Here is a 23,624-nt window from a genome sequence, read left to right as displayed (position 1 = left end):
GCGCAGGCAGTGCGGGAAAGACGATCGCGTACCTCCACAGCTGTTCCAGCCCATCTCCATCGATCATGTGGAAACTGACGCCCCGAGAATGATTGTTACGGATCAGCCTTCAGTACCTTTAGTTACCCATCTGAGCTCGCGTTCCTTCCTGGGACCAGGTCTATATCGAGCGGCGGTCGCTCCGATCTGTTCGACCCGGGTGCCCTCGAGGATGTATGACGCGCTCGCGCTGACCCACCGATAGTCGTTGTCGCGTGGCATGTGATCGCTGCGGTGCAGCTCGTTGCCAGCGAGCACGGTCCAGAAGAGAGTCAATCCAGCGTCCACGAGTCGCTCTGTGAGGTCGCGGCGCATCACGAGCGTGCTCGGGCCACCGAGCACGACCGAGGGATCGTGGACAGCTAGACCGGAGCCATCGTTCCAAGCGAAGTCGACTCCCCTCGACAGGCCGAGAACGTCGAACAGTCGTCGGGTTGGAACGTAGCCGCGCGTCTCTTCTTCGGCGGAGGCGTCGCGAGAGGTGCCTGTCCCGCCGTACCAGGCGGCACATTGCTCTAGCTCTGTGGGTTGTGGCCCGCTCGCTCTTGTGTCCCACCATTCAGCGCGTCCGTCCGCCGCGGACCACTCAGGGTCGTCTGGGTGTGTGCCAAGCAAGATATTGTGCGGCTCGGCACTTTCGGGCATCCAACGCCCGAACCAATCTTTGCCCTTAGCCCAGCGACGGAGTTTGCCCGCTTCGCCGACCGGCACCAAGTATGCGTGCAATTGCATCCATACGTCGAGTCGTGGGACGCGGAGAGCTTTGACCTCTGGCGGCAGTGGCTGTTTCCAATTGGGGCTGCTCTGCAGTGCCAACCAGGGTGTGCCATCAGGGTCGAAGACTGCGATCAGGTCCAATGGGTCGGGCACACCGTCCATGTTGTCCGGGCAGTCATCAGCGACGCTTTGCTGGAATTGTGCGCCGACCGGGGAGAACCATGGCAGCTCTCGCCGTGAAGGCCCCGCCACGGGCTTACGGGCGAGCACCGTGGGATCCATGTCGCGCCAGATGAGCTGCTCGGCGTAGCTGTAGGGTTGCGGCTCTTTGTCCGCCCATGACCTTTTGATGAGGTAACGGTCAGTAATGCGACCTAGCGCCTCGTAGAAGCCAATCCACTGGTACTTCTTGCCGACTCGTTCGACGACACCATCGCGCCTACCTGATCGAGGTTGGTCAAACATGCTAAAGCGCTCTGGAGTCCAGCCAAGGTCGAGGACTCGACCGAATACTGCGCGCTCCGTCTCGTGCAGCAGCGCCTTCGAGTCCTCGCTAACGATATCATCTAGCGCTGGCTGCACCACGTACCGTCCGAAGTCCCCCAGTCCTGTAAGCGAGTGCCAGATGGAGCTATATTCATAGTTCGGTGGACCCGTGAGCGCTTCGATCTCTTCAAAGGCTCTCGTCGGAGTAATCCATTGTCCGTTGTACGGTGGGAGCCCGTCCGGTCCGGGCCAGTCGAGGGTGCGTGCCTTGCTGAAGGTGCGTCGGATGAAGTCCCGTGTCACTAGGTGTTGCGGCCATCCGTCTGCGACGAGTCCTGTAAGGCTGTCAGCGATCTGCTGCACCGCCTTGACGTCGTCGGTCCTGAGCACTACGCCGCATGCGGCTGCGGCCAGTCGCTCGATGACGTAGGGATCGTTTGTGTCGTGGAACCGACCAAGCGCCCGCGCGAAGGCGGCTGGGGCTCGCTCCGCGACGCTCACGATGGCCTTCGTGGCACGGTCGCGCACTCGACGGTCGCTGGTGGTGAGGAACGAGCCGAGTACCTTTGTCGCGAGCACCGCGACATCGTCAGGAACGGTGGGGGACCGATCTTGAAGGTTTGAGGGCCAGGCCCACTCGATCAATCGACTGACTGCCGTTTCGCTATCGCCGCTGACGGTACCTACGAGCCACGCGGACCATGCGGTGTCGCGGTCTGCCACCTCATAGGAATTCAGGTGGGTATGGAGCCAGTTGGCATTGAGCGGATGATCAGGAATGCAAGCGATGCGAATCAGGCGGTCCCAGACCTCGTCGCGGCGGTAGCGGTGCTCAAACAGACGGCGCACGATCTCGACGGTCCGAGGCGAGATCGACTTGGGCGAGCGGAGTAGCAGGCTCTCGAGAAAGCTGTCAATGTAGTCATGTGAGACCGTGCCTTCATCGTCTTTGGCGAGGTCGATGAGTTCGACCTCGTACCGCTCCGAGACGATCACTGCGAGAGCGCCGAGAACACCTCTCTCGCGCCATACCTCATCAGCGAGTGCCTGTACCCACGCTCGTACGTCATCCTGCGATGCCTCAGCGATTACGGCTGCCCGCGCGACATCGCCCAGCCGCTGGTACCCGAATGCGATACGGCCATCGCTGAGCTCCGTGAGAACACCTTCGGCAATCAAGCCGCGCATCAGCGACTGCGACCATGAACGGCCGGGCAGGGCCTCATCCGTTATGCGTTGGACGTCTTCTCGGTCGAAGGCACCTCCGCCGAGAAATGTGAGTTCGCGGATGACGCGTCCGACGGGGTTGCTTCGCTCGTCATAGTCGCTGCGTCCAGGTTCCGCAAGGCGCTTATTCACAGCTTCGAGGAACGCGTTGCAGACAGTTGTGAGGCCAGCGGCTCCAAAGGGAAACCGCGTCGCGCCGAGCGTCGCGAGGGATTCGCAGGTCAGTTTGAGGAATAGTGGATTGCTGAACTCCGGGTTGAGGACAGGGAACGTAGGAGGCTCGAGTCCATACTCCTGCGTGAACCTGCGAACCGCGATATCAGTGGACTCAGCAAATCCGACATGCTCGATCCTCGCAACAGAATCATCGCCAACGACTGCCGCAACAAACTCAGATCGACAGGAGAGCGCTACAGCTATACGGGGATACTGGGCGGCGGTTGCGAGCAATGCCCGGGCATCATCACGCCAACGTTCGGGCCGCTCACTCTCATTCAAAGCGTCGATCATGAACAGGCCGAAGCACCCGGCAGCTTCCGCCGCCGCGTCGAGCACGGCGAAGACATCGTCCACCGAACTGCCCAGTCGAGTCAGCTCCCCGATCTGAGGCAGGAGAGATCTGCCGTCGAAGTCCTGTCCGAGAAGAAGTACCGTCGGACGCCCCTCAGCCACCCGCTGTGTTGCCACATCGCAGAACAGGTGCGTCTTTCCTGCTCCGGCACGCCCGGTCAGTAGCAGCACTTTCTCCCGCGCCGCCCGCGTTGCCTCGGTGCCAGCCACGTACTCGGCGCGGCGCAGTGCACGAAGAGCTTCACGAACCTCCGAGTACAATGTCCCGGCGTCACCTTCATAGTATCCGCCTTTACTTCGCGCGTGCTCGTGCAGCAGGACTTCCACCTTCATCACGGCCTGGGCAGCGGCTTTGAGGGGCTCGTCAATCAGTGGAAGCTTGTCGGTCGATCGGGCAGCGGAGATCATTAGTTCCAGGGCGGCATCTGCTTTGTCGAGCGTGACACCGCAGTGAGGTAGGGCATCGTTGAAAAAATCTGCAACGTCGGAAGGGCTCCGCCATGTCCACGCTCGGGCTTCTCTGAGATCAGCGAGCACGCGCTGCCATTCCTCAACATAGGCTTTCGCCCGTCCAACAGCCTCCAGAGCGTGAACAGCATCCACCTCAACATGCAGTCGTGGCGAGTAACGGCGACCCGCTTTGGCGATGATCTCGTCCAGTTGACGACCTTGCGAATCCGGCGTCAGGACATCCGCGCCGAACCAATACCCAGCTCGTCCGGAATGCCGAGGCTCCGTCAAGGCAGTAACGAGCTGATGCGCACCGATGAAGACGAACTCAACCTCGAGATCTTTTGCGCGGGCGAGCTCCTCCCACTCCTCCACCTTTCTGGTCCAGCGCGTATGCGCCGAGATCTTCTTGGCCGTGTCGCCTGCTGGCAGGTCGATTGGGAGCGCGACGAAGTAGCGATTTAGGTTCGGTTCAAGATCCAGAACGCGAAGCACCGATTCATTGACCTGTCCGGCAGCCGACGAGTCGAACTCGAACAAGTACTTGGCCTGCCACGCCCAGACACCTCCATCTGGCAGCACACCTTTGCCTTCCCTGCCGCCGTCAGGGTTGCCAAATCTATAGAATCGGACGCCGCCAGGCCACTCGACTATGCTCTGCTGGATCAGGACAGAGGCCAATTCCTCGAACGCGTTCGATCGAGAGGCCGGCTGACCGTAAGGGCGAATCCGAGCGAAGTCGATGTCAGGGAGCGCGGCGGACACGACAGATACACCCCAATGTCTAGACGGTTTTCGATAGGGCCAGTTGCTTGATTGTTTCCCCACATCGGAGACTGGCTCACGGTGTTTCGCAGGGGCCAGCTCTGCTCAGCTGCCGCGCCCGGCGCCAGCGCCTGCGGGATTGGCCTTAACAAGGCCTGCAGCCGTGGCCATCTTCCTCCCCCGCTAGGACAGGGGACCACACTAGGTCAACAGGCATTTCGTCGCCGCCACCAAAACTGCAACAGCTTGGCATCGGCAGCACTCTCCACCACAGCCACGTAGCCGCACCGTCATCTACTGGAACGATAGGTACCTAGGCCCCTTCACCTTGCGTTCCCCAACGAGGCTTTCGTGATCATCCAGACTGAGGCGGGAAGTTTCCGGAGTCGGGCATTTGCCTATCGCTCGTAGAGGTGAAGAAGCTGCTCGATGAAGCGAGCTGGCCCCTGGAGGGGCTCTGGGAACGTCGACTACTCGTGGGTGATGCCGCTGCTCTCGTTAGGCGGGACCGACAAGGTGCGTGACAAAGTCGCCTGTGGCTTCTTCATGGATTGAGGTCATCGGCATCATGTGCATGGCCGTGGTGGTCGTGCTTCGCGCTCCGTCGGCGTTGCGTGATCGGCAGCAGCGGCCGTTGTGGCTTGCGGTGACCGCCATCTGCGTTGCTATGGCGTTGCGGTTGCCCGAGGTGCAGGCGGTGTTGCTGGATGTGGTGGGCACGGCCCATCGTGTGGATCTTCTCCGGCAGATGGTGGCGACCTTTGACGCGGCGGTGGTCGCGTTCTTCGTGCTGCACGCGAGCGGTCGTCGACGCGCCGCTCGATCTCTGCTTGCCGCTGGTGGGGTCGTGGTCGTTGTTCTGCTGTGGCTGGATGCGACCGCGGGTCCGCACGACCGGAACGTGGTCGGCGTCGCGGGTCCATTGCCGGCGTACTGGGTCGTCTACTTTTCGTTCCTGCTGGGGGCGAACCTGCTTGCCGCTGGTGTGTGTTTCCGGCATGGTCGCGGCGCGGAGCAGCCGCTGAGGGCGGGGATGTGTCTGTTCGGGGCGGGGATGGCCGTGGCCTGTCTGTTGTGGGTCATCTTCTTGGCCTATTTCGGTTCCGGGTGCGGCTGGTTGTCGGGTTTGTTGTCTCCGGTCACGGGGGTGGAGGCGCTGTTGTTGGCGGCCGGTGTGTGGTTCCCGGTGGCCGGGCAGGGACTCGTCCTGCGGTATTGGTGGTGGGTGTTGTGGCCGCTGTGGCGGGATGTTCTGGCCGTGGCGCCGAGGCTCGCATGGCGGTTGCCGCGGATGCGGGTGCTTGATGTGGTGTTCGCGGGTAATCCGTCGGCGCGGGCCGGACGAGCGGTTATGGAGATCCGCGACGTCATGCTCATCTTGCGCCGGTACGTGACTGCTGACGATCAGCGCCGAGCCATCGAGGAAGCGCGTGGCCGGTTTCCTGAGCGCGTGGTTGACGCGGCGGTGACCGCGCGGTTGATGGCCGTGGCCGCGGACCGCCGTCGACGCGGCGAAGCCATGGTGGAGGAGCCTGTGGGCCGCATGTCGCTGGGACACAGCGGTACGGTGCGCTCAGAGATCAAGTTCTTCGTGCGGGTCGCGCGGTACTGGCGACCGTGCCGGTCATCGATGAGGACTGCTATGGGGCGGGTCTGATGAGCAGGGCGGTACTGGTGACCGGGGCCTCCGGCGGGCTCGGGGCAGCGATCGCGCGGGCGTTCGCATGCGCGGGGGACACGGTGATGGTCCACTACGCGACTGACGCTGAACGCGCCCGAACGGTTGTGGACGAGTTGCCGGGGACCGGACACGCGATGTTCGGCGCTGACGTGAGCGCGCCGGAGCAGGCGCAGCGGTTGGTCGATGCGACCGTGGAGGGCTTGGGCGGTCTGGATGTTGTGGTGAACAACGCCGGGACCGCGGCCCCGGAGCATCCGGTCGATTGTTCTTTCGAGCAGTGGCAGCAGGCCTGGCAGCACATCATTTCAGTCAACCTCTTGGGCGCGGCCTACGTCAGCCATTGCGCGATTCCGCGTCTGCGGCAGCGGCGTGGGCGCATCGTCAACGTTGGTTCCCGTGCGGCATATCGAGGAATGCCCACTGCTCCGGCCTATGCGGCGAGCAAGGCAGCGTTGCACGCCTTCGGCCAGTCCCTCGCGGTGGCCGTCGGCAACGACGGGATCTCCGTCACCACCGTCGCTCCGGGTGTGGTCGATGCCGGTATGGGCACGCCGTTCCTGCGCGGGGAAGTCGGTGAAGCGATCCGCAATCAGAGTCCGTTCCACCGGGTCGCCACGGCCGAGGAGGTTGCCGCCGCGGTGCTCTACCTCGCTTCACCGGAGGCGGAGTTCGCCAGCGGTGCCGTGCTCGACCTCAACGGTGCCTCCTACCTCCGGTAGCCCGCGACACCGAACCCGCGTTCGAACGCAGTCGGCGCGCGCCGTCGATCGGTCGGTGCGCGGAGAGCGGATTCGAGGATCAACGTCGCCACCATCTCGGCTTCGGCCTCCTCCTCGGAGCTGTAGTTACTGCCCGCCAGCAGGGTGCGCGCCACGTCCTCCCCGCTCGCGCTGCTGACACGGCCAGAGCCGAGCACGAGGGTGCTTTCGTCGACGATGGGGTGGGAATGTTCGAAGAGCATGTGTCCGAGTTCGTGCGCGAGGATGTGCTGCTGGTGCGCGTGGCTGGTGCGCCGCTCGACGAAGATGTGGTCGGCCCTCTCGGTTTCGAGCCACAGTCCACACATCCCAGTGTTCGGCACAATCGGGTGAAGGTAGAGACGCCGCTGTCGCAGCCTCGTGATCTCGTCGCGCAACGCCGCGGCCGAGAGCGGCTGCGGCAGCCGAAGACCTTCTAGCCGCTGGGTGCAACGATGCCGAAGAAGCTGATCAAGCATGCCGCCCTCCCCGTGCCGGCTCCCTTACTCACTCGGCGGCGCGTCGGTCCTGGAGGGGTTGGGGAGTTCAGGTTCCGCGCGTGAAGCCGTGCCGTCATTGTCGAGCTGTTCGACTCGGCGCGCCTGTTCAACCATGGCCAAGATCGCGTTCTGGCTTGTCTCAGACAGCTCCAGCGAGCGCATCGCAATCATGCGGACGGCTTCCTGGGAACGCAGCACGGCGGCCAGGTCCATGACGCTGGGGGTGATGCCCTCGTCGAGGAAGTAGGCCGGCGGTCGGTCGAAGAACTTCGCCAGGGCTTGCAGGCGCGGGCCGGTCGGGTTCCTCCGAGTCCCCTTCCTCAGCGCCCACAGATACCCGGTGGAGATCGACAACCCGGTTTCGTCGCGGATCTCCTTGGCGATCACTGCGTTACCTGGAGGATTGGGTCCCCACCGATCCGCGATCAACTGATTGATCTTGTCGGCGACGCTCAACGGAGTTCGACTCCTTCGCCCATGTTCAGCCAGCTATCGACCAGCCGATGTCCACTCGTATGAACACCAATGGGCTACTTTACTCGCATTCGTCCTCGTAGCCAGGCACTCGATAGGGCCATGTTGGGTCAAACGTCTACTGGAATGAACGACGGTAGTCGATTCTCCGGATGTGGCCATGGTTCGCCAGTGGTTTGCGGGAGGGGCGGGCCAGCTCATGGTCGCCCGTGGTCACGCCGCAGGGGAGCGGCATCTCCATCACGTGTCGCCACAACCGAATCGGCCTGCGGGGACCTCCGTACGAGCGACACGAGCTGTCGCGAAGACGGGCTGAATGGGGAGGGAAAGCAATGGGGAACTTCTGGGCAAGCGACTCGGATGCGAGCCAGATTCTGCGGGGCTTCTGGCCACCACTCGTGCTCAAAACGCTGTCAGACGGGAAGACCTGGCACTACAACAACATCGCCGAGGCTATTCGCGCCGACCTGGCGAGGTCGGGCTCGGGGAGGCAGTTCCATGACAGCGCCTTGAGCCGCGCCCTAGCGCAGTTGGTGGACAAGGGGTTCGTGGCGAAGCGCGTGATCCGCAGGGTGTTTCCGAAGTCCTCGGAGTACATGCTCACGGAGAGCGGGAGGACCATGGTGGCCGCTTTGGCGGCGTTCGACGCCAGCTTCCAGGACGCCGGGCGGGAAGGGAACTGGAAGGCGTCGTCGTGAGCTGGGCCCCGGCGGCGATGGGCGCGCTGTCGGGGGTCACCGTCGCGGTGACGATGTGCCGCGTGCTCCGTCAGGAGGACGACGCGGCCGGGTGGGTGTCGGGGAGCGTCACCGCGTTCATCGCGGTGACGCTCGCCTGCTCATTCGCTGTGCTCGCGTGCCGAGACGAGCAGCTTCTGGTCCGCTTGGCGATGGGTGTCTTCATCACGGCGGCGGTGATGCTGGCGGTCTTCGACACGGTCACCTTCCGTCTTCCCAACGCTCTAGTCCTGATGAGTTTCGTGATCGTCGGTGGGCTGCTCGTGTTCGCCGCGCTGACGGGAGCTGATCCGGCGCGTCTGGCCCGGGCGATCGAAGGGATGGCGACGATGGTCGCCGTGCCCCTGCTCGCGTTCGCCCTGTGGCCCAAGGCCTTGGGCGTCGGCGACATCAAGCTCAGCGGGTTCCTCGGGCTCGTGCTCGCCTGGCACGGCTGGGCGCAGCTTCTGATGGTCGTCGTCCTCGGGGCACTGGCAGCGGCCATCGTCGCGCCGATGTACCGTCCGCAACTGCGGATCGCTTGGGGGCCACCATATTTGGGCGCGGCCGTGCTCGTGTTGCTTATGCCGCAGCAGGTGCTCGTCGACCTCTCCCTCGTCGGGTAGATCCCCGCGCGGGCGCAAGTTCTATGCCGGCGTGCCTCGCGCACGAGTGAGGGTGCAGCGATCGAGCGCGAGGAACGCCAGGGTGTCCGAAGCGCCCGCCGTGATGGTCGAGGGCGTGTCCGCCGCAGGGGGACCTGCGGCGGCACCGCGGCTATCTCGCCAGTTCGGCCTTGCCCGCCGGGCACAAGATTCCTCCCGGGCCCACAGGATTCTCTCGGCACTTATGGCACAGCACGGCATCGGTCATGGGCGCGACTCTACAACCGTGCTTGATGGCGATCATTCACCCAAAGAGTTGTTGTGTCGCCATCTGCTCACCGGTGCGCGTTCAATCGCCTGTTGACGCTCGTAGTTACCGGCCGCGTACTCATAGTCGAGCATGCAGTCGCCAAGAGGAATAAGTCCAATTCGGCGTGCTGCTGACAGTTGACAGAGGAGGGGTCGGTAATGGCGAGGAATTCGCGTTCGGAAGAGGCTATCCACTCGGAGGAGCGGAGGAGAAACCGATGGGCCGCCGCGGTCGCGATGGCCCTCGCGGTCACCTCGGTGCCCATCACCACAAGCGCGTCGGCAGCGGCACCCGGGTACCGGCTCGTACACGAGCATCGCCACGGGGGATCGCTGTTGAGGTTGTGGCGCAACGACAACGGCGCGTTCCACGCGGACCTGGTCAACGCGGCCACGATGGCCTGGATCTACCTGCTGGACTGCAACACCGGACGTGTGCTCGCCAGCGAGACGCAGGGGTGGGGGATCGGCCGGAAAGACATCAGGGTCGGGTCGGTCAGGCAACCCGTCAAGGTTCGCGTGGCCGGAGGAGTGGATGGCCATTACGAACCGCGCGTGTGCTTCTTTTAGGCGAGGGGAATGTCATGTCTCGTACCCTGACGTTCCTGGCCTCATCCGCGCTCGTCTTGATATCGCTACTCGTCGCCACCCCGGTCGGGAACGCGGGAATAGATCCACGTCTTCGGTGTACCTGGAGGCCGCTGGAGGACGGCGTGAATCTCCGTACCGGTCCCGGAACTCATTTCCCGTCCGCCGGACATGCCAGAAAGGGCTTTTTCTACGCCAGCGAAAACCGTCCCTCCTGTGATCACGTCCCCGGCGGGCTGTACACGGCATGCGGGCGCACCGGGGCTCACTGGGCGGCCGTTCGCACCCCACAAGGCGTGCGCTACATGGCCGGCTACTGCACATACCGGGGGAACGAAGGCTTCGTCGAAACAGGATTCCCCAGATCGACACAGGGCGGAAAACCCGACAGGAAGTGACGCGCCGCTTGATGCCCGACGACGGCCTCAGGTCCTCGTCGGGCACCTCCGTCGTGCGCTGTTCCCCTCGCTGGCGCGCGCCACCGTTAGGGATCGCGGCGACATTCCACCCGGCGTCGAGAAGTCCGCACGTACGACATGCTCGATGCTGCGGAACCGTCTGCGGAGGCTCAATCCCATCCCCGATTTCGTACGAACCGCACAACCTCGCCTCCACAGTGGACTGTCACGACCACTGTGACCGAACGGCTGCCGATAGCCAGCACAGTCCACTTCGGCCTGCTCGGACTTGACTTGCTACCCCGGCAAGGGGTTGACTCGCCGTGCAAATCGAACACATGTTCGAGCGTCCGCCGACCTTCCCCGTGGCGGGTGTGCTCGTGAACCACGCGCGCCCACGCACACGGTGAGGAGGTCGACGTCGGTGTCCCTGGCCAGGGTCAGCACCGCGTCCGGCGAGGAGTTCGCCGGGCGCACGCTCCCGGTACGGCCCGAGCTGCGGGCAGTCCTGCCGTGGCCGGGACTGCGGCGCGGCGCCACGATCGCGCTGCGCGGGTCGACCTCGCTGCTGTTCGCGATACTGGCCTCGGCCACCGCCGAAGGCTCGTGGGCCGCGGTCGTCGGCCTGCCCGGGCTGAGCGTGCTGGCCGCCGCCGAGGCCGGGGTCGCGGTGGAGCGCATGGCGCTGGTGCCGCGCCCGGGAACCCAGCTCGGTGAGGTGGTCGCCGCGCTCACCGACGGGCTGGACCTGGTGGCCTTCGCGGGCACCACCATGATCAGCACGGCCCAGACGCGCAAGCTCGCCGCGCGGGTGCGCCAACGCGGGACAGTGCTGCTTCCCTTGGGCCCCTGGCCTTCCGCCGATGTCGAGCTGCGCTGCGCGAACGGCCGCTGGTACGGCGTGGGCGCCGGGGACGGGCATCTGCGCTACCGCGAGGTCGAGGTCCACGCCACCGGCCGGGGCGCCGCCGCCCGCCCCCGCTCGGTCCGGATGCTGATGCCAGACCCAGGAGGTCCGGTCGCACTCGCGACAGGAACAGGCAACGCGCGCAAGGATCAGCACTCCCCAGCTACTCTCCCGATTTCTCGCGCTACAGGATGAAGGTGTTGTCTTCCAATGGTTTCCATGTGTACGGCGCAGTATCGGGTGGACGGGCTCGGCGCGCGGATCGTGCTCTTGCCCGCGCGCTGTGTGCCTGGGGAGCACGTGCTCGCTGCGAGTGGCTACACGGCGACCCTCACCGCGGAGGGCGTCCTGTGCGTTGCTTGCTCGGCGTGCACGACCTCCGATGTGGATGGTCGATGGCTGCTGGCCACCACGGGGGAGGCGTCACGCGCGGAGTTCAGCGCCACCGCCTACCCGAACACGACCTCCACGCGCTAGAACCGTTGGCATACATGGACGACCTGATCACCCCGTACACTCGGATGACGGGGAACCACAACCACGGCTGGCGCGCGGAGCTGACTCCGGCATGGGTGCGGCTGGATGAATTCCTGCGGCGTCCCTCCAGCTTTCAGCGGCGTGTCGTCGGTGACGGCCTGGACGTGTCCGGCGAGGTCCCGGGAATGCTCACTGGCTGGTTCCGTTCGGCGGAAGGGTTGTGGCTCGGCGTATGCCACTACCGCATCCCCTACGCCGACGGCCGCACCGTCACGATCGCGGTCCGGAACCAGCTCATCCCGGCCTACGCGCTCCGACGCCGCGAAGTTGACCATCCCACCGGTCGTTGACGGGCCTCCGTCACCGGCATGCACATTTCCACGGCCACGCGCTGGCTACGGCTCACCCAACGGAGTTGGGCAGACTTCGTTGCCCAGCAACGAACCTCACGTCCGGCCGAAGCTCAATCACCTCACCGGTATCCGTAACCCGGGCAAGCGCGCGGCATTGTCACGTTGGAGTGCCCAAACCCGTACGTCGGTGGGAGGTCAACGTTGCGCCGTGGTCGGTGTCGTGCAGGTGTCGAGCATCTCGACCAACGCCGCGCGCTCGGGTTCGGTGACGGTCAAGGCGTACACGCTCTTGATGTGGGTCCACGCTCGGCTGTAGACACACCAGCTGTCTTTGGCCGGAGGCTTCCAGGTCGCTGGGGTCTGGTCTCCCTTGGAACGGTTGGACTTCGCCGAGACCGCGATCAGCTGTGGGTTGGTCAGGTCGTTGGCGAACGCCTTGCGCTTGGCGCTGTCCCAGGCCCAGGCACCGGAGCGCCACCCAGCCGCGAGCGGGACCATGTGGTCGATGTCGGCCTGCGACGCGCCGGTGAGCACCGTGTTGTCGTACAACGAGGTCCAGGTCCCGGAGACGGCCTTGCAGGCGGCGTCCTGGATGACGTTCTCGCCGTCGCGGGCGAGCACGAGTTCGCGGGTGTCGCAGTTGTTGCCGTGGCGTGCCCAGTGCGGGAATTTCCCCCGGTCGTACCCGGCCATCGAGTGTTCGTCCGCGGTGACCAAGCCGGCGAGCTCGGCCCGCACGACCTCGGCCGGCGGGGGTTCGGGCATCCCGTGTGGCGCGGCCGACGCCGACGGAGCGAGGAGAGTGGTGGCGGTCAGGAGGGCGGCAAGGACGGCCAAGGCGCGGGATGGCAGGCGCACGGCGGATCTCCCTGGAACAACGGGCAACAGGTCCTGGAAAGGATCATCGTCGTCGGCGATGAACGCAGAAGGCGCAGTTCAGGGAGTGCACTCGACGGAGTGGCGGCGCGGCTACTCGTCTCGGGGACGGGCTCGGGCGGCTGCCTGAACACGCGCGCTGCCGGGGCTACGAGGCGACGGTGGCCCCCACAGCGGCTCGTGTCGCCTGAACCTCCTCCGGGCGATGCGAGGGCATGTTATCCCCAGCTGGGGATAACCATGGGGACAACTTCGAACATGTGTTCGATCATGTGGGATGCTGCTCTCGCCCCGGCTCGGGCGGAAACAGCGACGGTTACCTTCAGCTGCCCATGATCAGGTGAGGGGTTTGCGTTTGCCTAAACGGTGCACTCCGCCGCCGCGGAACTGCGGTTCATCACTTGACGATGGATACCGGGAAGCACGTTTGGCGAGGGGGATTTCTGTGTGCCAAGCCGCTACTTCGAGGGGGCGAGCTGGCCGTTTCGTCGCCGCCGTCATCGGAGCCGTGTTCGTCGTGTCCGTGTGCACCGCTCAGGCTCCGAACGGCAGCACGGAGACAGCAGCCGCGTCCTCCGATGAGGGAACGGCGTTCGCCGACCGGTTCACCGCGGGCTTGGCGTCCGCGCCGTGGAAGACGAGCGTGACCTCCGCGCGTCTGGAGGGCCGCGCCGTCCTCGTCGTCACCAGCCTGGCGAAGACGGACAAGGCCACGGCGGTGAAGATCTGCGACATCCCCTTCACGGTGGCGAAGCCGACAGTGCCGGACCTGGTGTGGGTCACGGCGCGCACCGCTACCGACAGCTCGATCGCGCGGGCGAACACGATGCGCGGCGACACCGCGTGCAAGAGCTGAGCTGACCGGGGATGTCTCAGGGGGAAGTCGGAGACCGCATCCGCGCGACCGCCAGCACGCTGCAGGCGGCCCGCACGCACGTGCTCACAGCACACGAGCTGGCGGCCGACGCTCGGGACGGCTTGGCGATCGCGCTGGACGGGAGCAAGCCGGAGACCCACGCGGGCGCGGTCGGCGTGCTGACCGACACTGCGTCCACGATCGAAAACGTCGCCAAGTACGCCGGAACGCTCAGCACGGCTCTGACCGCCTTCGCAAACCGGATAGGCGCACGAGGAGCCGGAACAGTCGCCGTCGCGTCCGCGGGGGCCTCCGAGCCTGTGCGACCGGTCGCGGTGACAGCTGCCCCGGCGATGGGGAGATGGAGGGGTAAGACCGCGACCGAGCATGTCCTCACCGGTGGCGCGGACATCGGCCGCGCCGCAGAGGGGAGAAAGCGGATGAACATCCGCCTGTTGGACTCCTACGCCGAACTGCACGAGGTGTTCAACGCATTGAAGGTCGGGGCCGTGCTGGAGGACAAGCCCCGCTATGACGGCCAGTTCTACCGCTTCCCGGACGGCACCACGATCGCGTACCGCACGCACAGCCGGAGCGGCGGAGATAATGACCCCACATTGGACTTCGCGGTCCCGGGCGAGCAGACGACGACCTTCAAGGTCCCGAAGAAGACTCTGAAGGTGCATGTGGATCACAAGGAACAGGACCACACACAGTGAGTGATGCTGACCTGAAGGAATACGTAGCTGCGTCCTTCGAGCACGACTGGATGTCGCTACTCGATATCGTCGCCTACTTCCACGAGAACGCCGACGAGGGCACGGACGCAACCACGTTGCTCTTGCAGGGCGCTGCTGCCGCCGCACGGCTCGTTCGAGACAGGGCCATGATTCCCGGCGACCTCGACAACGGCTTCCAGCCGTGGCCGACCAGCGCGGAGGAGTCGGCCGCGCGGATCGAGAACGAGGCTGAGCAGTTGGCGGTTCAGGGGGGCCAACTCGACATCGGCGACATCGCGTGGTTCACGGCCCCAGAAGACGTCCCCCGGTAGTTCCATCAACGTCAACGGGCGCGCGTTGATCAGCTCAGCGTGTGCTCGCCGGTCGGCGACGGTTTCCCTGCTGGCCATGGTGGTGTCGGAGGGGGCGATCACTATCGAGGTGTCCATCGGCTACGGCCCGGCCCACGTCCTTCCCGGGTTGGTGGCCTCGCCTCGGCGGTGTGCCATGTCGACCGGTACTCGAGGGTGTCGCGGCCGGTGCTGTCGGGTGGATGGCGCTCAACGCGATGGTGGCCCCGATGCCGTTGACCGTGGGCGGCTTGCCACGACTTCATGCCGAAGCAGCCCACCTACCAGGAGTTTCTCGTCATCGAGCAGCGGCTCAAGGCGGTCGTGCCGCGCATGGGCTGGCTCGAAGGGCGGTTCGAGATGGCAAGGTGCCGCGGAGAGCTCCCTTCCAGCCCGAACGGGAAGGGAGCTCTCCGGCGTCCAGCAACGGTTTCACGCCGGACCGTTCAGATGATTTCGCACGGCTGCCAGTCGACGGAGGAGGGTTGGGTGCCGGTGCGGCAGTACTCGACGACGGCGATCCGGGCTGTCCCTTGGTCGATGACGGCGTTGGCCGGGAAGTACAGGTCGGATTCGGTGTTGTAGATGACCGCGGGCGCATCCGGGAGGGGAGGTTCGTTCAGGGACTGCACGAGGACGCCGGTGGCGTAGAAGTGCAAGGCAGCGAACTGGCCGTCGTCGCTGGTGCCCAGGCCGAGCGCGTGGCCGGGGTAGTGGTGGCCGTTTCCGTCCTCGTCGCCGTTGGAGCAGGGCCGGTCGGAGAGGTAGAACCTGCTGACGGCGTAGGAGAAGTGGCCGCTGAATGCCTCGTCGATCAGCGCGTCGATTTCGTCGGCGGTGTGGGCGTAGCGGAACTCGTTGCCGATGATCGCGCTGACTATCACGGTTGGGCCTTTCCTTTGAGGATGACGGGCTTGGTGGCACCGCGTGGCCAGACGACGAGGGTATAGCCGTGCGGCAGGATCGCCGGGACCGCGTTGATGCACCCGAACTCGTCCTCGCAGACCTTGCGGTTGTTGATGACCACCGAGGCGTAGGTGATGCCCCGCTGGCGCATCACCGTCGCGACCTTCACCTCGACGTGGTCCCGGACAGCGGGAACCGCTCCCGGAATCCGCAGGCGCAGACGGATGGAGTTCGCCAGGATCAACGTCGCCGCCGCGATCAGCTCGCGATCGGCTCGATCCTCGACACTGTCCGGTGTTCCGGGTGTCGGAGACGGAGGTGCGCCGCTGGTGATCACGCGTTCGGTAGTGGTGTCGTTGCCGAAGAACACCAGGCCGGTGGTCGGTCCTTTGTTGTTCGGCCTGTCTTCGAGCTTGGTTTGCTGTCCTTGTGCCCAATTCAGGTCGTGCGAGGCGGGCATCGCCTCCGGCGGCAGCGTCGATGGGTGCGGCACCGACCGGCTCTCCGGCGCGGATGTCCAGTCCGGCACCGTGGTGGCCAGTCCACGGTCGGCGGCCACCGTGTAGGTGTCGGCGAGGTAGTCGATGACCTTCTCCGCCGCGAGGTCGAGCTTGGCGGCGGTCTCGTCGAGCGCGGTCATGATCGAGGAGAGCAGCCCGAGCGCCTCCTGTAAGGCGTCGCTGGAACTGCCTTCGGCGACATGCCCGAGCGGCTCCCAGATCTCGTCTCGGATCTGCTCGGCCAGCCCCCGCAGTTCGTCCGGGGCGAGCTGGTCACGGGATTGCAGTAGCCGGGTGGCGACCTCGGCGAAGTAGGACGGCATTCCGGCTCACATCCCCGCGGCGGCGTCACGCAGCCGATCGACCACGCGGTGCAGTTGCCCTCGCAGCTCATCGAGATCGGCGACCGCGTCAGCGAGGTGAGCGCGGGAAGTGGAGGCGGCCTCGTGCCGCGAGCCCTGCCACGTCGCCGTCATCGCCTTCAATGTCGAACTGCGGGACGTGTGGATGGCATCGGCTTGTCCGGCTGCCTGCTCGCCGCGCTCGGCGAGCAGGACGAGCAACGCCTTCACAGCGTCCACAGACGCGCCCATGACGGTCAGCCCGCCTTCGCAAGGATCTGGGTGGTGGCGTAAATCAGGCGCAGGGGGCCGTAACCCCGCTCGTGCAAGTCGTGCAGGAGGCGCTGCCCGTACCTCTTGAGTGCGGCGTTCACTCTGGAAACGCGATGGTACTCATGGCGCAGGATCAAGATGAACGGCATCTGGGTGAACGGCATGTCGCAGCAGACGTCGTCTTGGTCTTCTTCGACGCCGATGGTCAGGTCGTAGTGGCGCCGCCACCTGTGCGCCTCGAAGTCGGCATACCACGCGACGGAAGGCTCGAAGTGCACGCGGAGGAGTTCGCCTAGTGTCGCGATCGTGGTGTCGGTGTTCTCGGGCGAGCCGAAGTACAGCTCGACGTAATCGGCCACGGCGCGGGTTCTCCTTGACGTCGTTGGCATCGCTTGATTTCAGGGGCGGTCGGTGTACTCGCAGGTCGTGCACGAGTGCTTGTCCACAGCTCGTGTGATGGCCTGGAGCATGGCCGCCACCGAGGAGAGCGCTAGTTGGGCTTCGTGTACGAGCAGGCGCAGCTCGTCCTTGTCGTGGTGTCCGCTCAGGCTCGGGATGATCATCGATGATTCGAGGTCGATGAGTCGACGATCACGGATCGGGTGCGGCCTGCGCAGGGGGACGTCGGCACCCTCCGGACTGTGAGGGTCGTACGGCGAGTAAGGCATGCGGCTCCTGCGGTGTTCCGGCAGTCATCGACAGGGTCAGCTGAGAAGAACATTCGTGTGGGCGACCCGTTCGTCGCGTCGGAGGACCGCGAGGGGACTTTCCCTCGAATGTGACCACAGTGTGGAGGAAGCTCCCGAGCGTCACTAGGCGTCGCACGGCTTCGGTCAAGGTGACGCCGTCATGTTCCTGCACCCGCTTCAGCGCCTCCGCTGTGGCCGGGCTGGAGGTGACGGGGTGACGCGCTTGGTCGCCTGGCTCGGTGCGCTCTCCGGAGTTGGCTTCACTCATCCGGTCCTTGTCCGGAGCCGGAAAAGCACGGTCGCAGCGAGTGAGCACCCGAGGAAGGCGTTGCTGTGTCCGCGGAAGCGGTGGTGTCCGGGTAGAGAAGAGCGCGGTGCTGCCGGAGCGCTTCGGCCAACGGAATCCGCTCGGCCTCCTCGTCGTGCCACGCTGGCATGGTCAGTGTCGTCAGCCGCACCCACAAGAGCCGGTCGGCGCCGGTCGCGTCATGCCGTTTCACCGTTTCCTGGTGCTCGGCCACGGCTACGGCTAGGCGCAGCAGGGTGTCGCGGACAGCGTCGAAAGCGGCATCGCCGTTGAGCTGGCGGACGCGATGCCGGACCTGGCGAAGACGCAGCTTGACCCGCGCCTGAAACACCAACGCCGCGCACTTCCAGCTCTCGTACTCCTCCACGGCTGCGGCGCGCTGTTCGTCGGTGATTCGCCCTGCCTGGAAATCCGCTCGAACACAGCGAACCTCGGCGTTGCGGTGTGCGAAGGTGTTGCTGACGGTGCGGTCGATCGATTTCAACACCCGGTAGGTCTGAAGCACGTACTCGTCGGTGATCATGGCTCGCCAGCGGTCGATCAGCGGCGAGCGCAACTCGAGACCCATGAGCTCCTCCGCCGCGATGTCGTCATCCGGCGCATAGGGAAGCCGCACCCGACCAAGTCCGGTCTTACCGTTCATCGTCTGCTTTCCCTTCCTGCTCGGCACATTCCGGAGACGACGAGCCCTCATCCTGCTTCTCGGTGCCACGCTCTGCACGCGCGAGAGAGGACACGAGCTTCGGGCTGTTCCTGCTTCTTCTCGGGAACGCGAGGATGGTCGCCGAGGACTGGGGCAGCTCGATGCGGCACTGTGTGTCCTCGGTGAACTCGTACAACTCGGCGAGCAGATCGCTCATGTCATTGCCGAGCCGCACTGCCGCAGTCAGCAGACGCGGTGGTAGTTCGGCAGGGTGGACCCGCGCCCACAATGTCAACCGACCCAGGACAAGCACAGCCTGATCCAGTGCTTCCCCGGCGTCATCGCAGAGCATCGCGCAGTGACGGGCGCTGTCGTTGCCCTTGCCCTCCAACGATCCTCCCTCTGTCTCGGATGATCCACGGGGAGAATGGAAGCCGAGCGGACGTCATCTCCTCGCTTGTTCTTCTTGTGCAGCAACATCTCCCGGACACTCTGATCAGTTAGACCTGTTCGGGGATGGGACATCAGTAGGGGCGCCCCTGTCGCAGTAGCTCTAGGCGTTCAGCGAGTAGTGCGTCCAGTTCCGGGATGGAACGTCGCTCAATGAGCATGTGCCAGTGGGTACGCGCCCGTGCCGCCTGTGGAGCGGCGTCAGGCGCGGTCACGACCACGGACTGCACGCCATGCTGGCTGCACTCCCACACCTCGGGCAGCTCGGTCGCCTCACCTGAGAAGGTCACCGCGAACTCGTGACTTCCCTTGGGGCACCGGAACATGCGCATCACCGTGGGTGCATGCTCGGGTAGCAGTCGTTCGTAGCTCACTCGATGGCCCTTAGCGCCGCGCATATGCGCGTTGCCGTTGCGGATGCGGGTCACCACGCGTCCTCCGTGTCGTAGTTGATCACGTCGTGGGCGGCCATGCCGACGTGCGTGATGACGTCGTCGACAGTCATCCGGTACCGCCGAGCCAGGACGCGCACGCCCTCTCCTGCGAGGTGTTCGCGGGTCATCCTCTCGATGACCATCAGGGCGATCCACCGGAGCAGACTCGTGGGCTGTGTGGCCTCCGGGGACAGCCCAGCGTCGCGGAGATAGTTGTGGACCATCTCCCGTGGCAGTTGAGTGCGGCGGGAGATGTAGTCGATGCGCTCGCCCGCCTGGAACGCCTGGACCACGTCCGTGGCCAACTCCTCCAGTTCCTGAGCGGTCATCTCGGCGGGGTGCAGGTCCGGCAGGCCGATGAACGGATCGTTATCAGGGACATCCACGGCCTCCGCAGACCCATTCCAAGGCTCGCTCCACAGAACCAAGTCGTGGTCGTGCAGGGGCTGCACCGCAAAGGTTCTTACCCGCAAGCGCTGGAGAGCGAAAGCGTAGTGGCGTCGCAGTTCAAGCAACGACAGCCCCATGTCCTCGCACACCTTGTGGACCGGCCGCCCCCGAGCCTCGATGTTGTGCCACACCAGGTCACCGACGTGGTATGACACCAGCGCTTGCAGTCCTCGCATCCCATCCTCGAACGTCACGCCCCAGCGCGTCAGGATCTTGTCGATCTCCTCTCGCGGCCACCTCGTCGCCCGGTACAGCAGAAACGGGCTCGCCCCCGCACGCACGGCATCCACGACCAACTTCTCCAGCTGCGTGCGCTCGTTCTCGGCGACCAGCCAGGTCGGCGGAAACGACGGCAAAACAAAGGGATCGCGCTCCGGGATCGCAACCTCGGACACGTCGATCTTCTCGCCGAGGACCACAGGATAGGGAGTCATGACAACTCGATTTCTTCGCAATAGAAGGAAAAAGTTGAGTCCTTGGGGCGAGGGGCTGCGGGCAGTTCGGCGGGTGGAGCCGCCCGCAGCCCCTCTCATGTCCGGCCGCAGGGGAGGGAGGGTGCGGGAAGTCCCCGCGGCCGGTGGTCTGGTTTTCTGGCTGGGTAAGGAGGTCGCCGGTCAAGCGGCCGGGCATCGTCGGAAGCCGTTCAACGCAGCCGGTGTAGACCATGGGGTCGCCGTTCTCCTCGCTCGGCTGGGCGGGGGTGCGGGAGGCGGTGACTGTGGAAGCTCCGCCTCCCGCGACTTGCAGCGGTGCAGCGGCTGTCCGTTGCCACGTAAGGGCGATCCGCTGGCGCCGCTTCCCGTGCGCGGCGCGGGTATCCCCCGACACCCGATGCCGCCGGGCCCATCGCCCGCTCCCACAAGGCACGAGTAGCTCGACTCGTGCGCCGTACCCGCCATCCCACGAGCCATTCGCGCAAGCTCAAACCGCTGGGCTCAACGGCCACCGCCGCCGCTACATACCCGCCACCGAGCAACACCGGAAGCAGGATCACAGCGGTCCACAAGTGCGGGTTCACCGTTCATCTCCATCGCCGTATCCGCGAACGCGTCCTATGGAGATCCACAACCAGATGCCATCGGCAGCCTGGCACCACCCGCATGAGCCGGGGCACGGCTCGAGCGTTGTCCGCGTGAAATGCCGCCACAGCACCGCGAGCACGTTGACGTACATGCTCAAATTGAGCGCACCGCCCTGCACGTAGCCGATCAGCTCATACATCGAAGAGCCTCCGGATCTCGGCACACAGCCAGGACAGTCCAGCTGCAACTAACATGCCAACGAACGGTCCGGCGGCGGCGATCACCGTAAGCCACAAAACGATGTCCAAGCCCAAAGAGAACACCGCCTCGGGGTTCATCGTCTGTCCTCTATGGACATCAGGATCCCCCTGAGGACGCTGGCAACTTCCTTGTCTCGCAACCGCTTCGGCGTGAAGTAGCTGCCCGGTGGCATCGCGACCACAACGTCCGTCCGTGCATGTCGCGACGACGTGGTGAGGCAGCCGTCGTCGATGACTTCAGGGCCGCGGAAGGCGCGGAAACGCCATGGCAAGCCGGATGCGGCCAACGTCACAAGCATGCTTTCTGGCTGCTGCTCCATGGATGCTCCCTGGACTGCGCGGCGGACCAGCGGCCCGCCCGGATAGGGCCACGAGCGAGCCGCTGAAACTTCGGCCCGCCCCGCCGCCGGCGGGTTGAACTCTGACGACCTGCGGCGGGGCGGGTTATTCCCATAACTGGAAACTTTCCAGTTATGGGTGACCACCATAACCGGAACATTCCAGTTGTGCGCGCCCCCGATCGGGCGAAACACTGACTGGCTACTTGCGTGCAGACTGTGGGCGCTGGAAGGAGCGTGGATGAACCCCGCACAGGCGAAGGACGAACTTGCGCGACGGCTTCGAGGGCTGCTCGGCGTGGCTCGTCAAGCACATGGCACGACGCAAGCCGATCTTGCTGGCGTACTTCGCTGCGAGCCGTCGAAGATCAGCCGAATCCTGTCCGGCTCCCGTGGCATCAGCCCAGACGAGGTCATGAAGCTGCTCGACTACCTGGGTGCCGAAGCAGCGATTCGCGAAGAGATCGAGAACCTAAGTCACGTAGCAGCGCGACGCCGTCCGAAGGTGGCACCTGGCGCCCAGCCGGAGAAGTTCTCGCGCCTGCTTCACCGTGAGATGTCGGCAGAGGCGTTCCGAAGCTACAACACCGAGCTGGTTCCAGGGTTGCTGCAAACAGAGCGTGTGGCACGTCAGGTGATCGAGATCAACCCTATCCACCAGCCTCCGGACTACGACTCCCTCAGGGAAGCTCGCTTGGCTCGGTAGCGTCGTCAACTCGCGGGCAACCAGCGTTTGCATTTCGTCATGAGTGAGGCCGTCATCCGGCGCCTTGCTGGTAACACCGAGCTGATGGCGGAACAGCTAAGTCGCATGGTCGAGTTGAGCAAGCTTGACCATGTGACCATCCAGGTCGTTCCGTTCGAGGTGGGAATCCATGCAGCGTCCGGGTTCAACTTCGTGCTCCTGGAACAGCTCGACCCAAAGAACAACGTCGTCTTCCTGGAGTCGTTGGCGGAGGTCACGTGGCTCGAAGATCCGCGCCTCGTTGAGGTCTACGCGAATGTGTTCAAGATCGTAAGTGAACAAGCGCTCTCGCCCTCGGCCACCCGCAAGTGGCTGGCTACCGTTGGAGCTGAACTCTGACGGCATCAGGAGGTGCGGGATGGCAAGTGAAACGGAAGGGTTGCTGTGGCGTAAGAGCAGCCGAAGCCCTTCCAACGACTGTGTCGAGATGGCATGTCGGGACGACTGGCGGTTTCTGCGAGACAGCAAGATGCCGGATGGTTCCTACCTGAAGTTCACCGCCGTTCAGATGGCGCGGTTTCTGAACTTCCTCAGGAGCCAGACATCGGACCCCGTGTAGACGTGCCTTGAAGCGGGGTCGCTTCGGCGACCCCGCTTTCCGGTGTCCCGGCTCTGTCGGAACACAACGAACGGGCACAACGCCCTCGCCTAGCAAGTGCCTGGTTCGGCGAGGACGAGGCCAGTGACGCGCCAGGTGTCGCGTTCGACGCGGACGGTGGCGTTGATGTGGCGTCGCCCCGAAGAGCGTGGTTTGGGCGCCGTGCCACCGCCGAAGGCGTAGCGGGGCCAGGCGTCGTCGTCGTGGCAGTCGGTCAGCAGGACTTCGATGGGCAGTTCGGGTACGCGTACCGCGAGCAGTCTCGGTGTGACGGCGGGGCGGCCGAGGACGAAGACGCCTTGGATGGAGTTGGTGAACAGCATGCCGCGGAGTTCGCGGAGGGCTTGGTCGCTGGCGTGCTGGGCTAGCAGCGAAGAGTGGTGGTCGGAGGTGGCCGCTGCTTGCGCGAAGTCCTGCCACATCAACGAATAGGCTTGCACAGCCTGCTGCACGGCGTGCTCCGCGCTGGGGTTGGGGGAGCTCGGTGATGCTGGGACCGGGCGGAGCTGGGTCGGGGCGAGCGGGCTGGAGGTGAGCGAGCTGGTTCGCGTGGTTACCGTCGGCGGCTCGGGTTCCGAGCTGCACCCGGCCACGAGTGTCAGCACCACGCCCACGGCGACGCGTGTCAGGGATCGCGGTTGTTGTGAGTTCATTTCTCCCCCTCGGGGCAGGCCGGTCGTGTCCCTTCTGGGCTAGGTGAGTGGAATCCGGCGGGATCGTTGTCGTCAACGCCTGTCGGTGGGCGCACGTGTGTTTCTCGCTCATTCGGATGAGGTCGACGCTGCCGAGAACGCGCAGTTCAGCGCCTGGGTAGGCGTGGATGTAGGTGTTCGCCTGATTTTGTCGTACGCGCGGAAATGCGCGTCCA

28 protein-coding genes and 1 pseudogene are annotated in these 23,624 nt (G+C 64.9%); 13 read left to right on the top strand and 16 right to left on the bottom strand.

Annotation, left to right across the window (positions count from 1 at the left end):
- Positions 1-102: 102 nt before the first annotated feature.
- Entirely contained in the window at positions 103-4,254 is a 4,152-nt protein-coding gene (locus BLT28_RS40405; protein WP_156051616.1) for an NACHT domain-containing protein, read from the bottom strand.
- A gap of 535 nt (positions 4,255-4,789) precedes the next feature.
- Here BLT28_RS40405 and BLT28_RS23255 point away from each other — a divergent pair.
- Complete coding sequence (locus BLT28_RS23255; protein WP_030432638.1) at positions 4,790-5,911, top strand: MAB_1171c family putative transporter; 1,122 nt, start codon at positions 4,790-4,792, stop codon at positions 5,909-5,911.
- Positions 5,911-6,654 carry an SDR family NAD(P)-dependent oxidoreductase gene (locus BLT28_RS23250; RefSeq protein WP_030432639.1) on the top strand — a complete coding sequence of 248 codons (744 nt, stop codon included), beginning with the start codon at positions 5,911-5,913 and terminating at the stop codon, positions 6,652-6,654. Before BLT28_RS23255 ends, BLT28_RS23250 begins: the two co-directional genes overlap by 1 nt.
- Here the strand turns inward: BLT28_RS23250 and BLT28_RS23245 are convergent.
- Complete coding sequence (locus BLT28_RS23245) at positions 6,642-7,151, bottom strand: hypothetical protein (RefSeq protein ID WP_156051618.1); 510 nt, start codon at positions 7,149-7,151, stop codon at positions 6,642-6,644. The genes BLT28_RS23250 and BLT28_RS23245 overlap by 13 nt on opposite strands.
- A 24-nt stretch (positions 7,152-7,175) precedes the next feature.
- Positions 7,176-7,628 (bottom strand): helix-turn-helix domain-containing protein, encoded by a 453-nt coding sequence (locus tag BLT28_RS23240; RefSeq protein WP_156051620.1) that lies wholly within the window; start codon positions 7,626-7,628, stop codon positions 7,176-7,178.
- A gap of 350 nt (positions 7,629-7,978) precedes the next feature.
- On the opposite strand from BLT28_RS23240, the gene BLT28_RS23235 reads away from it, so the two are divergent.
- From BLT28_RS23235 to BLT28_RS23210, 6 genes are all read left to right on the top strand, one after another.
- Complete coding sequence (locus BLT28_RS23235; protein WP_030432642.1) at positions 7,979-8,344, top strand: winged helix-turn-helix transcriptional regulator; 366 nt, start codon at positions 7,979-7,981, stop codon at positions 8,342-8,344.
- A 17-nt stretch (positions 8,345-8,361) separates the two neighbouring features.
- Positions 8,362-8,988, top strand: a complete 627-nt coding sequence (locus tag BLT28_RS23230; RefSeq protein WP_156051624.1) for a prepilin peptidase — start codon at positions 8,362-8,364, stop codon at positions 8,986-8,988.
- 624 nt (positions 8,989-9,612) lie between these two features.
- A complete protein-coding gene (locus BLT28_RS41010) occupies positions 9,613-9,846 on the top strand; it encodes a hypothetical protein (RefSeq protein WP_162184923.1) in 234 nt (77 codons plus the stop codon).
- An 840-nt stretch (positions 9,847-10,686) separates the two neighbouring features.
- On the top strand, positions 10,687-11,364 hold the full coding sequence (locus BLT28_RS23220) for a hypothetical protein (RefSeq protein WP_063766682.1): 678 nt from the start codon (positions 10,687-10,689) through the stop codon (positions 11,362-11,364).
- Between the two features lie 24 nt (positions 11,365-11,388).
- Positions 11,389-11,646: a hypothetical protein gene (locus BLT28_RS23215; protein ID WP_156051629.1), complete on the top strand. Its 258-nt coding sequence runs from the start codon at positions 11,389-11,391 to the stop codon at positions 11,644-11,646.
- Positions 11,647-11,660: 14 nt separating this feature from the next.
- The gene (locus tag BLT28_RS23210) at positions 11,661-11,996 is read left to right on the top strand and encodes a hypothetical protein (RefSeq protein WP_030432647.1); all 336 of its coding nucleotides are present in this window, start codon (positions 11,661-11,663) and stop codon (positions 11,994-11,996) included.
- 198 nt (positions 11,997-12,194) lie between these two features.
- Here the strand turns inward: BLT28_RS23210 and BLT28_RS23205 are convergent, their stop codons facing one another.
- On the bottom strand, positions 12,195-12,857 hold the full coding sequence (locus tag BLT28_RS23205; RefSeq protein WP_043813598.1) for an HNH endonuclease family protein: 663 nt from the start codon (positions 12,855-12,857) through the stop codon (positions 12,195-12,197).
- A gap of 526 nt (positions 12,858-13,383) precedes the next feature.
- On the opposite strand from BLT28_RS23205, the gene BLT28_RS23200 reads away from it, so the two are divergent.
- The 3 genes from BLT28_RS23200 (at position 13,384) to BLT28_RS23190 (ending at position 14,782) form a co-directional block, all read left to right on the top strand.
- Positions 13,384-13,731: a hypothetical protein gene (locus BLT28_RS23200; RefSeq protein ID WP_030432649.1), complete on the top strand. Its 348-nt coding sequence runs from the start codon at positions 13,384-13,386 to the stop codon at positions 13,729-13,731.
- 80 nt (positions 13,732-13,811) lie between these two features.
- The gene (locus tag BLT28_RS23195; RefSeq protein ID WP_156051630.1) at positions 13,812-14,450 is read left to right on the top strand and encodes a hypothetical protein; all 639 of its coding nucleotides are present in this window, start codon (positions 13,812-13,814) and stop codon (positions 14,448-14,450) included.
- Entirely contained in the window at positions 14,447-14,782 is a 336-nt protein-coding gene (locus tag BLT28_RS23190; RefSeq protein WP_052407998.1) for a hypothetical protein, read from the top strand. Before BLT28_RS23195 ends, BLT28_RS23190 begins: the two co-directional genes overlap by 4 nt.
- 464 nt (positions 14,783-15,246) lie before the next feature.
- Here the strand turns inward: BLT28_RS23190 and BLT28_RS41005 are convergent, their stop codons facing one another.
- The 11 genes from BLT28_RS41005 to BLT28_RS23140 form a co-directional block, all read right to left on the bottom strand.
- Positions 15,247-15,684, bottom strand: a complete 438-nt coding sequence (locus tag BLT28_RS41005) for an Imm1 family immunity protein (protein ID WP_052407999.1) — start codon at positions 15,682-15,684, stop codon at positions 15,247-15,249.
- Positions 15,681-16,529 (bottom strand): DddA-like double-stranded DNA deaminase toxin, encoded by an 849-nt coding sequence (locus tag BLT28_RS23180; RefSeq protein ID WP_052408000.1) that lies wholly within the window; start codon positions 16,527-16,529, stop codon positions 15,681-15,683. The genes BLT28_RS41005 and BLT28_RS23180 overlap by 4 nt, the downstream gene beginning before the upstream one ends.
- 6 nt (positions 16,530-16,535) lie before the next feature.
- The gene (locus tag BLT28_RS23175; protein ID WP_030432654.1) at positions 16,536-16,799 is read right to left on the bottom strand and encodes a hypothetical protein; all 264 of its coding nucleotides are present in this window, start codon (positions 16,797-16,799) and stop codon (positions 16,536-16,538) included.
- A gap of 5 nt (positions 16,800-16,804) precedes the next feature.
- Positions 16,805-17,179, bottom strand: coding sequence for a hypothetical protein (locus BLT28_RS23170; RefSeq protein ID WP_030432655.1), 375 nt, complete (start codon positions 17,177-17,179; stop codon positions 16,805-16,807).
- A 39-nt stretch (positions 17,180-17,218) separates the two neighbouring features.
- Positions 17,219-17,383, bottom strand: a complete 165-nt coding sequence (locus BLT28_RS40395) for a hypothetical protein (protein ID WP_157376104.1) — start codon at positions 17,381-17,383, stop codon at positions 17,219-17,221.
- Between the two features lie 386 nt (positions 17,384-17,769).
- On the bottom strand, positions 17,770-18,459 hold the full coding sequence (locus BLT28_RS23160) for a hypothetical protein (protein WP_156051632.1): 690 nt from the start codon (positions 18,457-18,459) through the stop codon (positions 17,770-17,772).
- Positions 18,449-18,850 carry a hypothetical protein gene (locus BLT28_RS23155; protein ID WP_156051634.1) on the bottom strand — a complete coding sequence of 134 codons (402 nt, stop codon included), beginning with the start codon at positions 18,848-18,850 and terminating at the stop codon, positions 18,449-18,451. Before BLT28_RS23155 ends, BLT28_RS23160 begins: the two co-directional genes overlap by 11 nt.
- Positions 18,851-18,983: 133 nt before the next feature.
- Positions 18,984-19,340 carry an RNA polymerase-binding protein RbpA gene (locus BLT28_RS23150; protein ID WP_156051636.1) on the bottom strand — a complete coding sequence of 119 codons (357 nt, stop codon included), beginning with the start codon at positions 19,338-19,340 and terminating at the stop codon, positions 18,984-18,986.
- A complete protein-coding gene (locus tag BLT28_RS23145) occupies positions 19,334-20,212 on the bottom strand; it encodes a hypothetical protein (RefSeq protein ID WP_030432660.1) in 879 nt (292 codons plus the stop codon). The genes BLT28_RS23150 and BLT28_RS23145 overlap by 7 nt, the downstream gene beginning before the upstream one ends.
- Positions 20,213-20,807: 595 nt before the next feature.
- The gene (locus BLT28_RS40390; RefSeq protein ID WP_156051638.1) at positions 20,808-21,014 is read right to left on the bottom strand and encodes a hypothetical protein; all 207 of its coding nucleotides are present in this window, start codon (positions 21,012-21,014) and stop codon (positions 20,808-20,810) included.
- Positions 21,015-21,149: 135 nt separating this feature from the next.
- A complete protein-coding gene (locus BLT28_RS23140; protein ID WP_030432661.1) occupies positions 21,150-21,395 on the bottom strand; it encodes a hypothetical protein in 246 nt (81 codons plus the stop codon).
- 259 nt (positions 21,396-21,654) lie between these two features.
- On the opposite strand from BLT28_RS23140, the pseudogene BLT28_RS42110 reads away from it, so the two are divergent.
- Together BLT28_RS42110 and BLT28_RS23125 are read left to right on the top strand one after the other, a co-directional pair.
- A pseudogene (locus BLT28_RS42110) lies at positions 21,655-22,497 on the top strand (helix-turn-helix domain-containing protein).
- Positions 22,498-22,516: 19 nt separating this feature from the next.
- Positions 22,517-22,717 (top strand): DUF397 domain-containing protein, encoded by a 201-nt coding sequence (locus BLT28_RS23125; protein WP_081900708.1) that lies wholly within the window; start codon positions 22,517-22,519, stop codon positions 22,715-22,717.
- A gap of 89 nt (positions 22,718-22,806) precedes the next feature.
- Here the strand turns inward: BLT28_RS23125 and BLT28_RS23120 are convergent, their stop codons facing one another.
- On the bottom strand, positions 22,807-23,208 hold the full coding sequence (locus BLT28_RS23120; RefSeq protein ID WP_156051642.1) for a hypothetical protein: 402 nt from the start codon (positions 23,206-23,208) through the stop codon (positions 22,807-22,809).
- Positions 23,209-23,624: the final 416 nt, after the last annotated feature.

The sequence above is a fragment of the Allokutzneria albata genome (genome assembly GCF_900103775.1).
GTDB classification, from domain to species: Bacteria; Actinomycetota; Actinomycetes; order Mycobacteriales; family Pseudonocardiaceae; genus Allokutzneria; species Allokutzneria albata.
Note: the sequence above shows the minus strand (reverse complement) of the source record. Positions and strands in the feature narration are given on the sequence as shown.

Coding starts and splice junctions, on each gene's coding strand:
- BLT28_RS23250 (WP_030432639.1), top strand. CDS start 5,911: ATGAGCAGGGCGGTACTGGTGACCGGGGCCTCCGGCGGGCTCGGGGCA.
- BLT28_RS23245 (WP_156051618.1), bottom strand. CDS start 7,151: ATGCTTGATCAGCTTCTTCGGCATCGTTGCACCCAGCGGCTAGAAGGT.
- BLT28_RS23235 (WP_030432642.1), top strand. CDS start 7,979: ATGGGGAACTTCTGGGCAAGCGACTCGGATGCGAGCCAGATTCTGCGG.
- BLT28_RS23230 (WP_156051624.1), top strand. CDS start 8,362: ATGGGCGCGCTGTCGGGGGTCACCGTCGCGGTGACGATGTGCCGCGTG.
- BLT28_RS23215 (WP_156051629.1), top strand. CDS start 11,389: ATGTGTACGGCGCAGTATCGGGTGGACGGGCTCGGCGCGCGGATCGTG.
- BLT28_RS23210 (WP_030432647.1), top strand. CDS start 11,661: ATGGACGACCTGATCACCCCGTACACTCGGATGACGGGGAACCACAAC.
- BLT28_RS23180 (WP_052408000.1), bottom strand. CDS start 16,529: ATGCCGTCCTACTTCGCCGAGGTCGCCACCCGGCTACTGCAATCCCGT.
- BLT28_RS23175 (WP_030432654.1), bottom strand. CDS start 16,799: ATGGGCGCGTCTGTGGACGCTGTGAAGGCGTTGCTCGTCCTGCTCGCC.
- BLT28_RS40395 (WP_157376104.1), bottom strand. CDS start 17,383: ATGATCATCCCGAGCCTGAGCGGACACCACGACAAGGACGAGCTGCGC.
- BLT28_RS23160 (WP_156051632.1), bottom strand. CDS start 18,459: ATGAACGGTAAGACCGGACTTGGTCGGGTGCGGCTTCCCTATGCGCCG.
- BLT28_RS40390 (WP_156051638.1), bottom strand. CDS start 21,014: ATGTATGAGCTGATCGGCTACGTGCAGGGCGGTGCGCTCAATTTGAGC.
- BLT28_RS23140 (WP_030432661.1), bottom strand. CDS start 21,395: ATGGAGCAGCAGCCAGAAAGCATGCTTGTGACGTTGGCCGCATCCGGC.
- BLT28_RS23125 (WP_081900708.1), top strand. CDS start 22,517: ATGGCAAGTGAAACGGAAGGGTTGCTGTGGCGTAAGAGCAGCCGAAGC.